Genomic DNA, 16,562 nt, shown 5'->3' on the forward strand with positions numbered 1-16,562 from the left:
ACTGACAGTAACTTCCGAAGCTCCATCGTATGAACGACGCCACCGCCGACGTATCTCCCCCTCTTGCTGTTCCGGGGACCGCTGCCGTTACACGCTGGGAGAAACTTGCTGTTCTCCTGTTAATCCTGATCAATATCGGTTTGATGCTGGCCCGTCTCAGTTCGGCCGATGCGCTCGGGAGTGCGAACGACCGCTCGCGCTGGTGCACCGTCTGGTCGCTGGCGGCTCGTGGGACCTACACCATCGACGAAGTGATACTGTTTCCCGGCTGGGACACGATCGACAAAGTGCGGCACGAGGGGAACTTCTATTCCACCAAACCGCCGCTCTATCCGACGATGCTGGCCGGACTCTACTGGAGTATTCACCGCGTCACCGGGTGGAGCCTGATTACTGAAACCGATCTCGTTGCCCAGGTGATTCTGCTCCTCGTGAATCTCATTCCCTTCTGGATCGCGCTGTATCTGTTCTGGAGAATGCTGTGCACGTTCCAGTTTCCGCCACCTGTTCGCGTCGCCGTGCTGGCGATGCTGGCGTTCGCGGTTCCGGTGTTGCCATATCTCACGGTGCTCAACAATCACTCGATTGCGGTGGTCACACTGATTTACTCGCTTTACTGCGCGACCCGTATTCAGGAAGCGAAGCGGATGGGAGCGGACCCGGGCTCGCGGCGACTGGCAATCTGGTACATGGGAGCCGGTTTCTGGGCGGCATTCACCTGCTGTAACGAACTGCCAGCCGCCCTGTTCGGCATCGCGATCTTTGCGGCTTTGTGTCTGATCGACTGGCGTCGAACGTTGATCTGGTTCGTTCCGGCGGCTTTGATTCCACTCATCGGTTTCTTCGTGACTAATTACGCCGCGACCGGAGGCTGGAAGCCGATCTACATGTACTACGGGACCGAGAAATACGAGTACGTGCATCGCGGCATCCCGAGTTACTGGTCCGATCCCAAGGGCGTTGATAAAGCACGCGACAGTGTGCCGGAATATGTCTTCCATTGTCTGGTCGGACATCACGGCATCTTCTCGCTGACTCCGCTGTTCCTGTTGTTCCTGCCGGGGATCCTGAGAGGAACCCGAGCGAAGATTCGCTGGCAGAAAAACTGGCACGCCATTGGCGTGGCGTTAACCGTGGCGATCCTGCTCTTTTACTGGAAGCGGACCGAGAACTACAACTACGGTGGAGTCAGTGTGGCGCTCCGGTGGACTCTCTGGCTCGTCCCGTTCTGGCTGCTGTTAATCGCGGAGTTCCTGCGAACCAGCTGGGAGCACCGGAGGGTGGCCCTCGTTCTGACGGTTCTCACGATTCCTTCAATGTTTTCCGCCTGGGCTCCGTGGAATACGCCGTGGCAGCAGCCCTGGCTGTTCACGCTGATGACTCAACAGGGGTGGATTGATTACTCCGACCCGTCCCCGAAGCTCGAAACTCCGATTGGAAGCTGGTTGACAACATTGCCTGATCAGGCGGAAGTCGACAGCGACTATTGGGTGGAATTCTACACCGGGACGGGAATCAACATTCGACTCGCGGATCTCGGCCCTGCGGAAGCGGAAGGGCAACCGGCTCGGCAGATCTCGTTCCAGGAGCGGGACGGCGAGAACATCGAACGTTCCCGCACGTTGACTGTCAGCCTCGAAGGTGTCCGCGCCGGATCCGATCCTGATGAGTATCTGCTTACATGGGAAGATTCGAACGAGGAAGCGACTCGGGAAGACCAGGTTCGGCTGCTGCGGGGAATGCCCCGGCCGCAAACGTTCAGTCGGAGTCTCGATCGCTTTTTGTTCCTGCCCATCCGTGAGGATGCCTTTCAATGTGTGCGGACGGCGGCAAAGGTCTGGGTGCCAATCGGGCCGGAGGAAGATAAAAACTATCTTCAGCACCGTGTCGATCTGTGGACCTCTGCCGAGATTCCATTTGGCATGGCTCAACTGCAGTTGTCCCGATCCGAACGAGCGAGCAATCTCATGTTTGCCCGGGAAACATGGCGGGTCGTGCAGGTCGGCAAGCTGATCCCGGCAACGAAGGAATGACGAACTTATGCGGGGCCGATGCGAAGTCGGCACCCGCGTCAGGTCATCCTTTATTCGACCGGTTCAATCGAATCTGGTTTCTGCCAGGGGACTTCGCCGTAGTACTGAATCTGTCGGCGAAGTGCAGCCGAGAGCTCGTTGAAGATCCGCGGGGCCTTTGTCGCGAGATTGTTCTGCTCCTGCGGATCCTGCTTCAGGTTATAAAGTTCGAGTGGTTCAAACGGGCTGTTCTGGAGCAGTTTCCATTCGCCACGAATGACGGCCTCGATGGTCTTGCCACCATATCGTTGCCCCCCTTCCCTGCGGCGGAAGAACCAGTGATTCCGCAGTTCTGGCTGAGACTCTCCCCGCAGAGTCGGCAGGAAGGAGCGGGAGTCGAGTCCCGCTGGAACGTCGACGTTCGCCGTGGCTAAAAGAGTTGGGAAGAGATCCATTGAGAGCACTCGGGAATCGGTGGTCGAGCCTGGCTGAATTTTCCCCGGCCAGACGACCGCGCCAGGGACTTTCAACCCCCCCTCGTAAACGCTTTGTTTACCATCCCGAAGCGGGCCATTGTTCGCTCCGACGTTGAGCTGTCCGCCGTTGTCGGACGTAAAGACGACCAAGGTGTTGTCCTTAAGCCCCGTTTTGTCGAGACAGTCCATAACCCGGCCAATTCCGTGGTCGAGGTGCTCGATGAGCGCCACGAGTTTGGCTCGTGTCTCGGTCATCTCCGGCTCGCGTTCGCGAACCTTCTTCAGCCAGTCTTCCGGCGGTTGAATCGGCGTATGAGGAGCATTGTAGGCCAGATACAGAAAGAACGGCTTATCGGGGTGTTCGGCTCGTTCTTCGAGATAGTCGCAGGACCAGTCCGTGAACAAATCGGTGGCGTGTCCTTCGGGAGTGATCGTCTCCTCGTTGAGCCGCATGTAATTGATGTCATGACGCCGGTGATGGTAGTAGTCGTCCATCATGTCGCCGAGGAAGCCGTGAAAATGGTCGAAACCGCGATCGTTGGGGCGGTTCGGCTCTTCATAACCCAGATGCCACTTGCCGACGATGGCGGTATGGTAGCCGGCCCCTTTCAGGACATCGGCGATCGTTCGGGCTTCGGGAGCTAGGTAGCCCCAGTTGTTGTCGCTATGAGTACGAATGACGCCCTGCACTCCGACGCGATCCTGATACTGGCCGGTAAGGAGAGCGGCTCGGGTGGGCGAACAGACCGGGCAGTTCGCATAGAAGTTCGTGAACTTCATTCCTTCCGAAATCAGCTGGTCGATTCGCGGTGACTCAAGGTCTGGCGCTCCGTAACTGGAGAGATCTCCGTAGCCGAGATCATCGCAGAGGATAACCAGCAGATTGGGGCGTTCCGCCGCTCGCGTCGTGCTCACACACGAGACGAGCAGAAGTCCAACGGCGAGCGCGGTCCGAATCCTCATTGAGACTGTTCCTTTCAACGGTAGTGCTGTCGATGAGGCTTTCAGTGTTTCGAGCCCGGAGGGATTGTGCAACCGACGCGGCGACTCAACGGAAGACGCGGTGGATCTCTTCCATCTGCAGGATCGTCGCCTGATAGCCAAGTTCGATCAGCCGCACCGCAGAAGAAAAATCGTACCACGGGACGTGAGCGACATTCGGACGGATGAGCACATCGGCCTGGTGACGAACGTGCTTTCGCCAGTAGTTTTCCCCAATTTCATCGACGCGAATCAAGACTTCGAGTGCCGTCTTTGGCCGCGCTCCGGGGACGATTTCGGTATTCACCTCGACGGCAATGACCGGGGCTTCGGCGTAAGACTGAGCAATCCGGGCGGGAAGAGCGCAGAAAGTTCCGGTATCGCAAAGCAGCAAATCGCCGAACGGCACTGGCGGAAAAATCCCCGGCAGCGAGGACGAGCCCTTCACTGCATCGCGCAGCGAGCCACTCTCGATGACAACCTGATGCCCGCTGACCAGATCGACGGCTACGATTGAGAGCGGGATCGGCAACTGTTCGATATTCACGTCGTCGACCAGATTCTCGACGACATCGTCCAGGAGAACGCCCGGCAGCATGCCCGGTTGCATCAGCACGCGCCGAAAGAGGCTGTGGGCCTTCAAGAACTGCTCGATTCGCACGTACCAGGAGAAATACCCCAGCATTTCTCGCTCCGCAGGATCTCCCTGCAGTCCGAACAGACTTCGCTGATGGATCTGGAATCGTTCGGAAAGAAGATAGTGGACCGCTCGCTGTCGGACGCGACTGTAATCGAGACCACTGGCGAACAGGGCTCCCACCAGACTGCCCATACTCACACCGACAATTCGCTGGACGGTGTATCCGGCATCGGTAAGTGCCTGGACAACGCCAATGTGGGCCAGTCCGCGGGCTCCGCCTCCGCCCAACGCCAGTGTGATCTTGCGGCTCTCAGTCATGGTGCCATCTCTGCTGCAGGAATCGACAGGTGTGGATTCGCTGATTATAGACTGAGATCCCACGATGGGAAATTGGGATCGGGAAAGCGGCAGGGTTGATCGCGGCATCGCCGTGACTATACTTTTTGTGAATCTCACCGAACTGCTGTTGCTTCGCTGCAGCACTTTCTCTGGTCGAGACGCTTCCGGTGAGTTGCTGTACGCTCGCGAAGGGACCCCGGCTGATCGGCCGGTTCGACAACGATGTCAGTTGATCGCGGTCCGGAATTCAGCGGCTGTTCAGGATGAATCAGTCGGCAGAGCAGAGACGACCCGTTTGGTCGTCAAATCAACGCGCCAGAAGTGGGACAGGAAGAAGACTCTCTCCCCGCCCGTGCGGTGGAGTTCGCAATCCAAACACTGAAACGTTCAACTCAGGAGAATGTGAATGACGGCTCAAATTGGTCAACCGGCACCGGAGTTCGAAGTCCAGGCGTATCACCGGGACAAGGACAACACCGATGGTCAGTTCAGCACGATTAAACTGTCCGACTTCAGCGGCAAGTGGGTCTGCCTCTTCTTCTACCCGCTCGACTTCACCTTTGTCTGCCCGACTGAAATCGTGGCCTTCAACGATGCTCTCGGCGAATTCGAAGACCGCGACTGCGTCGTGCTGACCGGCAGCACCGACAGCGCTTACAGCCACAAGGGCTGGTGCGACAGTCACGGCGATCTGGCCAAATTGAAGTATCCGATGCTGGCTGACACGAATCACAACCTGTCCCGCGCCTACGGTGTTCTGCACCCGGAAAAGGGCATCGCTTACCGCGGGATCTTCCTGATCGATCCGCACGGCGTGCTCCGCTACGTCGCCATCCACGATCTGAGCGTGGGCCGCAATGTCGAAGAAATCCTGCGAGTGCTCGACGCTCTGCAGACCGACAAGCTCTGCCCCTGCAACTGGAAGAAGGGCGAAGAAACGATCAACTAGTTTGATTGTTCGCTCATAACAGAAACAGAAACGGCAGCCAGATTGGCTGCCGTTTTTTATTGGATGGACACCGTTGAGCGGTCGCTCAGGACTTCTTCTTGGCTCGTTCGACGCGAGCTTCCGCCTTGCGACCACGCAGTGCCTGCAGTTCTTCCGACTGTCCCCACAGGTAGAACAGGAAGCCCGCAACGATGCCGACTGCTGATGCGGACAGAACCGCGGCCGGACTGCTGGTGAAGGCCGAGTTCTCCGTTGCGGCCTGGGTTGTCAGGAACAGACCGACGAGGCTGATGATCAAGCCCTGGGCGTCGGTTAACAGCTGAGCGATACTGAAGCCGCCGTGGGCCAGCACGGCCAGTTTGGCCAGAACGAGCTGGAGCGCAAAGCTCACCACGCCGCTGACCATGAAGGTGAACGCCAGCCAGTGGAACCACGAGAAGGACAGATATTCGGCCATTGCGTAAATCGGCTGGAGGATGCCTGCGCTGTACTCTTTGGCCTGGGGAGACTCGTCGATCTGCCTGGCGATCTCTTCCGATTTCTTGTTCGCAAAATCGATCGCTTCTTTAGTGGTTTCCTGCACCTTGTCGGCGACTTCTTTGGTGGTATCAGCCGCGTCGTCGAGCATTTCCGAATCGCTGGTTCCTTCCGGTTCGGCCGTCGTCGTGACTGGAGCCGGCGTTGGGGCTTCCTCCTGTGCCGATGTTGCTTCCAACGCGACCGCGAATGAACTGAGCATGACAAACGACAACAGGGCGAGCTTCATCGATCTTCCTCCACTCCGGGTAGTGTTTAATCTGCAGGGGTATTCGTAGCAGTGCCGTCTATCTTAGCGGAAAAATGCGAAACTTCCGCAGGATTCCGACGAGATTGCGATGAGGCCGGGAGAAGATTCTGGACAGATTCGCACCTGCGTCGTAGGCTTGTCCATAAGTGCGGCTGTGGTGTAGTGGTAACACGAAAGCTTCCCAAGCTTTAAATGAGGGTTCGATTCCCTTCAGCCGCTTTGCTTTTCGCTGGGCGCTTCTTCCCGGCTGCTGGTAGAGATTACAACGCCTCATCTCCCGTTGCTCCCCCGGCCGGATTTTGCCACGATCCCGGCCCCTTCTTTCCCTCGCCCCGCTCTCTGTCCTGCGTGATCACACCATGTCGCTTTATTACCGGACAATTTACGCCTGGAAGTGCAAAGGCACGCACCACAAGCTGGCCATGGAAGCCTTGCGGCTGCTCACCCACGGTCAGTCCGAGCAGTGGCGGGATCTGTTTCTCAAGAACGTGGAAGGGTACCTGACCGGATCAAAGGATCCGGACAAGAAGTTCCGTGATTTTCGAAATCACGTTCTGCACGTCGAAGACAACAACTGGGGTGGCGCCATCGCCGCGACTCAGGAGTGGTACTCGAAAGCTCGCCAGCACTTCGCCGACCGGCAATGGTCAGCCGGGGTTTACTCCGCCGGAGTGATGAGTCACTACCTGACCGATGTCTTTTGTCCGCTGCACACCGGCCAGACGGTGGAAGAAAACCGGATTCACCGTGCCTGCGAATGGAGCGTAAGCTGCAGCTACGACTCGCTTGTCGATCTGCTCGAAGATGAACTGGATGGTTTCCCGACAGTCACGCTGGCCGACAACGACAGCTGGCTGGCAGATCTCGTACTGCAGGGGGCAAAGGAGTCTCATCAGGTTTACCACAAAATCGTGGCCGAATATGACTTTGATAAAGGCGTGAAAGATCCCCCGGCGGGATTGAACGAAGAACTCGGCAAGCAGTTTGCCGTGATTCTGGGACGTGCCGCCTCCGCACTCGCTGCGACGCTTGACCGATGTTTTCAGGAGTGCCGACAGTCTCCTCCTTCCGTAATGCTGTCGCTCCATGCCGCCCTCGGTCAGGCCTCGATCCCTGTCTTCTGGATCACAAAGAACATGGAGGACAGTGCGGAAAGAGCCGTCGTCGAGAAAATTTATCAGGAGTTGAAGCGGACCGGCGAAGTCGTTCATTCGCTGCCGGAAGAGAATCGTATCGTCGCCGAACTCGTAGAAACGTATCGCAATGGCGAAGAAGAATCCGAGCCTGTTGAGAGCTCAGCCAAACCGCGCGTAAAAGTCGCGGCTCCGAAAAAGCAGAAGACTAAAACGCAAGTTTCTGAGACGGAGCCCGAACCGGTTGCTGATCCATTTGAGGAAGACGCTGCAGCCTTCGGTGCCAAGCCGGCTATGAATATTCAAGTGGATGACGACTCATCCGAGGTTCCCGACGAACGCCAGGATGAAGTGACGTATCTGGCCCCGGACTCGCCAATTGTTGACGCACCCTCCATCGGCCCGAAGACGGCTTCCCGATTTCGCAAGATCTCGATCAATACTGTCGATGATCTGCTGAATACCGAGCCGGAGACGATCGTCAACCGGCTCAATACGCGGTGGATCAACCTTGAGCTCGTGATCTCCTGGCAGCAGCAGGCCCAGCTGATGTGTCAGGTGCCGGGGCTCAGAGCACACGATGTGCAACTGCTGACCGGGGTGGGCGTCGAATCAGTTTACGACCTCTGCTCCACAACCGTGGACGACCTGCTGCCACTGGTGCAGGAATATGCAGTCTCTCCCGAAGGACAGCGAGTGATCCGCAGCGGCAAGGTCCCCGATCACACGGAAGTCTCGGAGTGGATTCAGAGTGCGCAGTGGGGCCAGCAAAGCGACGCCGCCTGACGCGATCTTCGAAGAGATTATTCGTCGGTTCGAAGCCTTCAAGACCTATGAGCCTTCGCCTCCGAGCGCGATGCAGATGATGCTCAACGACGATTAATTGAGACGCGGGATAGCCTATTTCTCAGCCGTGATCTTCAGGTACTGTTCCGCGTAGCGGCGGCCGAACTCCCGGTATGAGGCGGCATCGAAGTGAACTTCGTCGCCTTTGTGCTCCAGGCCGTCCGAAGAAATGAAGAATGTCCGCGACTGTTCGCGGGCGAGTTTCTGATGCACGTTGTCGACGTGCAGTTTGTACTGGGACCAGGGGCGTTCTTCGAACTGGCCGAGCTGACCGATGAGAAACGGAACATTCTCAGCTTCGAATTCTTTACGAAGCCGCTTAATCAGCGCGGCGAGCTTCTGTTCGTAATCAGGAGCGCGTTCAGCATTTGAATCCGCCTCTCCCTGATGCCAGAGGATGCCTTTCAGTGTGCCCGCTTTCAGCGCGATCTGGCATCGCTTCAGCATGTCGTCGTATGGGTGGGACTTGGTCTGATCGTGGTAGCCACCCGGCTCCCAGGCGGTGATCGATGATCCGCCGACGGCACAGGGAATCAAGCCAATAACGATCTCAGGTTGAGCCTCAGCCAGTTTGATGCCGAATGTTCGTCCCAGTCCGACACCAGCGGCCGACTTGTCGAAGTGCAGTGGATCGCGAGCGAAATCCCATTCGTTGTCCTTCGTGAAAGCGAGCACGCGAGGATGCGGTTCCTGATCGGTCGGTTCGACCTTGCCTCGGCCGGCCATGTTCGACTGACCGATCAGTAGAAAGAGGTGGAAGTTCTCTTTTACGGGAAGTTGAAGCGGGGCCGGCTCATCGGCGAAGGCGGGAGCGGCCCAGGAGAAGATCAGTGCAACGGCGAGGATGTATTTCATCAACGAGATCCCTGGTCGTGAATCAGTTTCGGCAACGTAAGGAGCCGCGCGGTGAGCGGCTGCCACGGGGATCTCGATGATATGCGATCTTCCCGCCGTGAGAAACACAACGGGTGGAATCCAGGGCCGGAAACTGTGTGAACTCTGAGCGATCTTCCAGCGTCTCTCGCGAGAAACGCTCTCGCCGGGAAGTACGTGGAACGTGTCCGCAACGCATCTGGCGAGGGTCAGAGATCGTCCCGCTCCCGGAATGGATAGACCGGTATCGGTCAGACGAAGTGGCCCGAGCAGCGCGTCTGTAGTAGAGTCCTTGAGCGATCAGACGGATGTCTGCAGGAAGATGAATTACGACCCGTTGTGTGGCGAAGGCCACTCCGTGACAGGGAAATTCAGCGCGACCCGCAGCGTCTGGTCGTCACTGCACTTTTGCAATGGACTTAGTAAGTATCGCCTGCCAGTTCCAGCGGCATCTCAGCCTGAACCTGGTTGGAGATCAACTGATTGATCGCCTGGTCGTAATACTCAGCGGTTTCGGACCGACCATCCTCCCACCCGAGGAGGTAGACGTGAAATCCACCGTAGAGAATTACTGTCAGAGTGAGAGCGAAACGCGAGAACTGCAGAGCTTTCCGATTCATGTTCGACCCTTAGAAAAGTTCGACAGAATTAATGAATCTCTCAGAATATAACGCGGTGCTCTGTCTGGACTTTCTTACTCAGAAAAGGAGCTTCTTCAAGAAGGTCGCAGCAGAACCGCTGAAGAAAAGCTGGATGAATAGATTTTGAACGACTGCCGAGATGATGCCGGCAGACCGAGAAAGCCCTGCTTAGATCAAAGGACTTTCATGAATGGATATTTTGAGGTTAACGGCAGATTAACAATTCATCCAGAGCAGAAATTGAAAAAAATCAGGCGATCACCACGATTTCAATTTCACCTTCCTTATGATCGACATTCAAACCGACATCACGCGGGTGACGCCTGAGTGTCAGATCAACGACAGCATCACCGACTCGCAGATTGTTGATCGAAACCCACTGCAGAAAGGGGGGCAAACTGGGATGGTCGACTCGAATCTGTGGACCGGCTGGAGAAAACTGCAGTCCAAGGCAGGACTGCAGCAGCATGAACAGCGAACCGGCAGCCCAGGCCTGCGGCGAGCATGCGACCGGATATCGTGTGGGGCCGTGCCCGCTGAGACGATCGAATCCACAGAAGAGTTCCGGGAGACGACTCCACTCGAGATACGAAGCCGCGTCGAACAAACCGCCCACAATGCGAAGGCATTCTTCGCGGAAGCCGTATCGGGCCAGTCCGGCTGCGCAAATCGCGGTATCGTGCGGCCAGATCGATCCGTTGTGGTACGACATCGGGTTGTAGCGGGCTTCTCCTTTGGCAATTGTGCGGATGCCCCAGCCGTTAAAGCTTCGCTCATCGAGCAGTGTCGCGGCCACCCGCGGAGCCAGGCGGGAATCGACGATCCCACTCCACAGCAGATGACCGACGTTTGAGTTTCGTACTTCACACGGTCGCTTGTCCCCGTCCAGAGCGATCGCGAACGTACCGAGCCGCTCGACCCAGAAGCGTTCGTTAAACTTCTTCTTCAACTCCTCGGCCTGACGGGTCAGTTCCTGGCTCCGCCCGGTGCGTCCAAGCATCCCGGCGAGTTCGGAGGCCAGAATCTTCGCTTCATAGACGTAGCCCTGCACTTCACTGAGCGTAATGGGGCCTTCAGCGTCCCGTCCGTCGGCGTGAAAGATCGAATCGTCCGAGTCCTTCCAGCCCTGTTGCTTCAACCCCTTGTCGTTCTGCCGCATATACTCGAGAAAGCCGTCCCCATCGGGATCGCCATAAGTGTCGATCCACTCCAGCCCCCTCTCGATATTCGGCCAAAGCTGTTCGATGAACGAGAGCTCGCCCGTTCGCCGGTAGTAATAGGCGGCGAGAATGATAAATAGCGGCGTCGCATCGACGGTCCCGTAATAGCGACGAAACGGAATCTCACCGAGCTCCGCCATTTCTCCGCGACGGACCTCGTGAAAGATCTTTCCCGGCTCCGATTCGCAGAACGAGTCCACTTCCGTGGCTTGCGTGGCCGCCACAAATGCCAGCACGCCGCGGGAAAGCGAAGGCTCCATCCAAAGTGTCTGGAGGGCCGTTATGAGTCCGTCCCGTCCGAACGGTGTCGAGAACCAGGGGACGCCGGCGTAGGGATAGTTGCCGTACTCGGTCTCGCTGGTCAGCATCATCAGGTCGGCTGTCGATCGCTGAATCCATTCGTTGAACTCCTCGTTGGAAGTCACGATTTGGGCTCGTGTCTGCTGCGAACGGACGAAGTAGTCGTCGATCCCCTGCACGACCTGGGAGTGACTTCGTACCGGATAGCGAGCCTCTCCTGTCTGACAGCTGATGGTCGCGTGAAGCACCTTCTGCTCACCGGGCGCGAGTTTCACTTTCATACGGCAGTGAGAATCGACGAGTTCCTGGATATTCCCGTCGAACTGGATATCGGTCTGCCGAATCACGTCATCAAGTCCGCGGTACTTCAGGGTGATCGCGTTCGTATCGACCTGACACGGCAGGAGTTCGCCGCGTTTGCTTCGTTTGACGCCCCGCACTTCGAAGATGTCGCGATAGTCGGCACCAAACTGATAGACAATGTCGAGTTCGAGTTCCTGCATCGAGTAGTTCGTCAACTGGAGGTGCTCATAGAGCGAAGATCCATCGACGACCATCGAGCGGGATGCACTCAGGTGTCCTTTGGGAAGGACCAGCTCTTCACCGTGATGCACATCGGGCGTGGTCAATTCAACCACGAGGACGCTGTTGTCCTCCTTCATGGTCGAATTCAACAGCATCGGTCGGCGGTCATCAATCAGGACCTCCCAGTGCGACAGGTGGCGGGTTCCGTTGTGATAGAGCCCCTGCTCTCCGAGTCCTGTACGAGCAATGTCGCCCAGAAGATCGAGCACCACGAAGGTGTCGCCATGCTTCAGGACCTGGCTCCGTGAGTCGGCTCGCTGCGATGAAGCCGCGTAATACCACTCATCGTCAATCTGGATAACGTCGTCCACCCTCTGCTCCTTTCACACGATTGATCGACTTGAGGCGAGCCGGCTCCTTTTACTGCAGCGCCACATCAGGCGGAACGTTGGTCCGGGATCTCCAGTCCAGAATGTCGTCCAGGGCGTAATCCCCGGAGGACGAATACCGCCGTCGCGTCCACTCCTGTTGAACCTGTCGGTACGCTTGAAGATATCCCTGAGCCATCTGCTCGGCCGTGAAACGTTCCTCAAAGTATTGTCGACACCGTCTCCGGCCCAGATGAGAGATCTGCGGGATCGCCGCGACCGCTTCCTCAATCGAGTGCACAATGAACCCACTGACGCCGTTCCGCATCACTTCGGGGACCGAACCCGCTTCAAAGGCCACGACGGGTGTTCCACAGGACATCGCCTCGGTCATTACCATGCCGAACGGTTCGGGCCAGCAGATGGGGAACAGCAGCGCGTAGGCGTCTCGAAGCAACTCGTATTTCCCCTGCTCATCGACCTCCCCGATATACTCGATCAGCGGATGTTGCAGGTGAGGCCTGATCCGCTGATCAAAATAGTCCTGATCGCTCGCGTCGATCTTGGCGGCCATTTTCAGCGGCATGTTCGTTCGCAGGGCAATCTCGATCGCCGCTTCCGGCCCCTTGTCCGGGGTGAATCGTCCCAGAAACGCCAGGTATTCCCCGGGGTGATCCTGGAAATGGTTATTCAGCGGGATTCCGTTATAAACCGTGGAAACCCAGTTGGCCTGGGGCAGCGGGCGCCGGTGAGAATTGGAGATGGAAACGACCGGAATCTCGCGGAATTCATTGAAAACGTCCTGAAGATCCGGGAGATCGAGCCGGTTGTGAAGCGTCGTCACGTGAGGGGTTCTCAGGTGCCGCGCGAGCGGAAAATGGAAGTAATCCGTATGGAAGTGGATCACGTCGAAGTAATCCTGCCGACGGACGACCTCCTCGAACTCGATCATGTGCTGAATGAAGGGATTCCTGGGGACCGATGCCAGCCGTAGTGCCTCGGCCGTCACCGGACACAAGTTTGCCGAAGTCCGGGAATCTCCGGAAGCAAACAGTGTGACCTCATGCCCTTTCGCGACGAGGGCTTCGGTCAGGTAGGAAACGATCCGTTCGGTCCCACCGTACTTCCGAGGCGGGACACTTTCGATCAGGGGAGCGACTTGAGCGATTCTCATATTCTTCCTTGTGCGAAAATGGCTCTTCGGGCGAGTTGCGGCTCGGTTCGCAACCTGTCGTCTCATGTCGGTCAAGGCAGAAGATGGTCGGTGGGCAGTGCGAAGAACCAGACAAAAATGTAACCGTGAAGCCAGGGAGCGTGCGAAGCAAAAATCGCGCCACGGCGGGGCCTGGAAGTCAGCAGGAGTTGACCGTTCTCGCGGAACCATGCCAGACTGGCTTGAAAAAGGCTGAGTCCGGAGACGAGGAGTAGTGCACATTCAGAGTTTCCCCCAGACGGGTGGTGTCTTCGTACAATTCAGAGTGATCGCTCTCCCCTCAGATCAGGATGCTTGCGGGCTTTTACGGAAGTCGCCAAACTTGCGGCCACAACACGCTGTTTTGCTCACCTCCGAATGGAAGCTTTGATATGCCGGTCTTTACAGTTGATCAACTTCGTCGTCTGGGGACGGACGTCCTTACTGCAGCCGGCGCGACCCCGGGTGAAGCGTCCGTGGTGGCCGAAGAACTCGCCTCGGCTAATCTGGTGGGGCATGACAGCCACGGCGTGATGCGATTGATGCAGTACGTCGAATTCATTCAAAACGGTCATATTATGCCGGGGCGCCAGCCCGAGGTGATTCGGGAGGGGGCGGCCTTCCTGGTCGTCGACGCACATTTCTCGTTTGGTCAGGTCGCGGCTACCTGGACATTGGATCGACTGCGACGGAAAGCCCGGGACTGCGGAGCAGCCGACGCTTTCATCCGCAATTGCAATCATGTGGGACGGCTCGGCTCTTACACCGAGAAAGCTGCCGACGAGGGCTTCGCGGCTCTGATGTCCGTCAACGCTCCCGGCCCCGGACAGGTGGCTCCGTTCGGCTCGATGGAACGCCGGATGGGGACCAACCCGATTTCCCTGGCCGCACCCGGCAACAACGGGGCCATCGTGCTCGACATGACGACCAGTGCCACTGCTGAAGGCAAACTGCGGGTCGCTCACCAGTCGGGCGTCATGGTTCCGGAAGGCTGGATCATTGACGGAGCCGGAAATCCGAGCATCAATCCGGGCGATTACTATGCGACGCCGAACGGATGCATCCTGCCGCTCGGCGGAGCGCTGGCACACAAAGGATTCGGCCTTTCTGTCATGGTCGACATCTTCAGCGGGATTCTCTCTGGAAGCGGGGTTGGCCGGACCGATCTTCCGCGGGGAGCGAACGGCGTCTGGATGCAACTGATGGACATCGAGCAGATTGTCGGCCGGGAAGACTATGACCGGTGGATGAAGACCTACGAAGAGCACATTAAATCCGCGAAAAAGCGGCCGGAAGTCGAGGCGATTCTGTTCCCGGGCGAGATGGAGCGAACCATGCAGGCTCGCCGCGAGGAATCGGGAATTGCGATTCCGGACGAAACGTGGCGACAGATCACGGAACTGGCCGGTTCGTTGGATGTCTCACTGCCCAGTGTCAGCTGATCGCCCCGCCTTTCCGGGACTCCCGGTTGACGGTTCCTCGGCAGATGATCTATCTTCCGGCTCGAGTGAGCTCAACGGGGCCACTCTGCTGACGCAGATCGTCTGCTTCCTGTATCTATTTAGAATGCGAGTCACGATTTAAACTATGAGCGATCTCATCCCTGTCCACGGTGGCCTTTCAGAACCTGTCTGCAGAACTGTACCCGCCGGCGAGGTGGAATCCTTCAAGTCTTCCGCAGCGTCGTTGACCAAAGTCCCGATGTCCGCTGCAGACCTGTCCAGTGTTTACCGCATCGCAGACGGAACACTGAGCCCGCTTGAAGGTCCGATGGACAGCAAAACGTACAATCGTGTCCTCGACGAAGCGGTCATCGAAAGCAACGGCAAGGATTACGCCTGGACCATTCCGATCTCCTTCCCGGTCACCAGCGATCTGGCCGGCAAGCTGAAGAGCGGGGAAACTGTTGCCCTGACGAGCCCGGAAGGCGAAATCGTCGGAACCCTCGAAATCAGCGACATCTTCGAGTGGGACAAACCGCGATACATCAAGTCGGTTTACGGCACCGAACGGACTGATCATCCGGGAGCCGATATGGTTCTCGTGGGCGATGCCGAGAAGACTCACCTGCTCGGTGGTAAGCTGCAGGCTCTGCCGCAGCCGAAGAACCCGGCTTTCGGACAGTATGTCCTCAGTCCGCGTGAAACCCGCAAGCTGGTCGCCGAAAAGGGCTGGGATGCCGTCGTTGCGTTCCAGACTCGTAACCCCCTGCACCGTGCTCACGAGTACGCTCTGGTCTATGCACTCGAAGTTCTGATCCGCGAAGGCAAGAACGCCGGAGCCGTGCTGAATCCGCTGATCGGCGAAACCAAGGGCGACGACGTCAACGCCGTCATCCGCATGCAGACTTACGAAAAGCTGATTTCGGACCGCGCTCTGGGCGAAGGCGACAGCGATCCGGAACTCTGGAGCTCTCGTGGCGAAGCCGTGCCTGATCGCGTCATCCTGCTCGGTCTCGATCTGAAGATGTTCTACGGCGGTCCCAAAGAAGCCGTGATGCACGCCATCTACCGTCAGAACTTCGGCTACACGCACATCGTGATCGGCCGTAAGCACGCTGATGCTCCTTACAAAGACGGCACCGCGATCTGGGGCGACTTCGACGCTCAGGAAATCTTCAACAACCTGAACGGCGACCTGCAGATCAAGCCGGTCAACGTCGGCTTCGCTGCTTACTATGAATCGATGGGCCGCGTCGACCTGATGGAAAACCATAAAGACGAAAAGCCGGTCTTCATCTCCGGTAAAGACGTCCGTGCCACCCTGCAGAAGGGGGAACTGGTTGACCCGCGCATCATGCGAGAAAGCACCTCGCAGATTCTGGCTGCTGCCATGAAGCAGTAAACGAATCCGCGAACGAAATCAGAAAACGCCGGTCAGCAACGACCGGCGTTTTTTTGTTTTAGAGGCTCCCACAAATGCCCTTGTGCCCCGCACCAGCGGTGGCCCCAAGAGATTCTTTCGGAGCGGCGCCGCCGTGGGCGAAGTGCTATTTGACGTCCAATTAAGAGAATTGGTGCCTTCAGCTGAAAAACAGTGGAATGCTGTAAGTTGAGCCGCGCGACAGCTGCATTCTCCTACGGCTGCGCCGCCCTGATAGCACAGCTATCAGGGCCACCCTTAAGGGCGTTGTTTGCATAGACTTCCTGAACTGGCAACTCCTGAAGAATGTCTGTACCACCGTCGGAGGATGACAGTAACGCGTCGCGTTGTTTATCGAGAGGGGCGCGGCATGGAATCGGTTCAACGCACAGTCGAAACGTCACGCCGATCGTACTTC

At 57.5% G+C, this 16,562-nt stretch carries 12 protein-coding genes and 1 tRNA gene; 6 read left to right on the plus strand and 7 right to left on the minus strand.

Translation table 11 applies throughout. The annotated features are described in order from the left end of the window. Positions 1-29 precede the first annotated feature (29 nt). Complete coding sequence (locus L1A08_RS10120; protein ID WP_238756255.1) at positions 30-2,033, plus strand: hypothetical protein; 2,004 nt, start codon at positions 30-32, stop codon at positions 2,031-2,033. A gap of 50 nt (positions 2,034-2,083) precedes the next feature. Here L1A08_RS10120 and L1A08_RS10125 read toward each other — a convergent pair whose 3' ends face one another. Then, on the minus strand, positions 2,084-3,451 hold the full coding sequence (locus L1A08_RS10125; RefSeq protein ID WP_238756256.1) for a sulfatase family protein: 1,368 nt from the start codon (positions 3,449-3,451) through the stop codon (positions 2,084-2,086). Between the two features lie 85 nt (positions 3,452-3,536). Further along, a complete protein-coding gene (locus tag L1A08_RS10130; protein WP_238756257.1) occupies positions 3,537-4,427 on the minus strand; it encodes a patatin-like phospholipase family protein in 891 nt (296 codons plus the stop codon). A 427-nt stretch (positions 4,428-4,854) separates the two neighbouring features. Here L1A08_RS10130 and L1A08_RS10135 point away from each other — a divergent pair, with 427 nt between their 5' ends. Next, entirely contained in the window at positions 4,855-5,397 is a 543-nt protein-coding gene (locus L1A08_RS10135; RefSeq protein WP_238756258.1) for a peroxiredoxin, read from the plus strand. 85 nt (positions 5,398-5,482) lie between these two features. Here L1A08_RS10135 and L1A08_RS10140 read toward each other — a convergent pair whose 3' ends face one another. Continuing rightward, the gene (locus L1A08_RS10140; RefSeq protein WP_238756259.1) at positions 5,483-6,163 is read right to left on the minus strand and encodes a hypothetical protein; all 681 of its coding nucleotides are present in this window, start codon (positions 6,161-6,163) and stop codon (positions 5,483-5,485) included. 169 nt (positions 6,164-6,332) lie between these two features. On the opposite strand from L1A08_RS10140, the gene L1A08_RS10145 reads away from it, so the two are divergent. Further along, a tRNA-Gly gene (locus L1A08_RS10145) sits at positions 6,333-6,403 on the plus strand. Between the two features lie 140 nt (positions 6,404-6,543). After that, the gene (locus L1A08_RS10150; RefSeq protein ID WP_238756261.1) at positions 6,544-8,103 is read left to right on the plus strand and encodes a DUF4332 domain-containing protein; all 1,560 of its coding nucleotides are present in this window, start codon (positions 6,544-6,546) and stop codon (positions 8,101-8,103) included. Positions 8,104-8,217: 114 nt separating this feature from the next. Here L1A08_RS10150 and L1A08_RS10155 read toward each other — a convergent pair whose 3' ends face one another. The 4 genes from L1A08_RS10155 to L1A08_RS10170 form a co-directional block, all read right to left on the minus strand. Further along, entirely contained in the window at positions 8,218-9,018 is an 801-nt protein-coding gene (locus L1A08_RS10155) for a sialate O-acetylesterase (RefSeq protein ID WP_238756262.1), read from the minus strand. A gap of 437 nt (positions 9,019-9,455) precedes the next feature. After that, positions 9,456-9,656, minus strand: coding sequence for a hypothetical protein (locus L1A08_RS10160; protein WP_238756263.1), 201 nt, complete (start codon positions 9,654-9,656; stop codon positions 9,456-9,458). Between the two features lie 271 nt (positions 9,657-9,927). After that, positions 9,928-12,093 (minus strand): amylo-alpha-1,6-glucosidase, encoded by a 2,166-nt coding sequence (locus tag L1A08_RS10165; RefSeq protein WP_238756265.1) that lies wholly within the window; start codon positions 12,091-12,093, stop codon positions 9,928-9,930. A 49-nt stretch (positions 12,094-12,142) separates the two neighbouring features. Continuing rightward, the gene (locus L1A08_RS10170; protein WP_238756266.1) at positions 12,143-13,264 is read right to left on the minus strand and encodes a glycosyltransferase family 4 protein; all 1,122 of its coding nucleotides are present in this window, start codon (positions 13,262-13,264) and stop codon (positions 12,143-12,145) included. A gap of 410 nt (positions 13,265-13,674) precedes the next feature. Between L1A08_RS10170 and L1A08_RS10175 the strand changes: the two genes are divergently transcribed. Together L1A08_RS10175 and L1A08_RS10180 are read left to right on the plus strand one after the other, a co-directional pair. After that, positions 13,675-14,724, plus strand: coding sequence for an Ldh family oxidoreductase (locus L1A08_RS10175; protein WP_238756267.1), 1,050 nt, complete (start codon positions 13,675-13,677; stop codon positions 14,722-14,724). A gap of 145 nt (positions 14,725-14,869) precedes the next feature. Beyond that, positions 14,870-16,126, plus strand: coding sequence for a sulfate adenylyltransferase (locus tag L1A08_RS10180; protein WP_238756268.1), 1,257 nt, complete (start codon positions 14,870-14,872; stop codon positions 16,124-16,126). Positions 16,127-16,562 lie beyond the last annotated feature (436 nt).

This window comes from Rubinisphaera margarita (genome assembly GCF_022267515.1).
GTDB lineage: Bacteria > Planctomycetota > Planctomycetia > Planctomycetales > Planctomycetaceae > Rubinisphaera > Rubinisphaera margarita.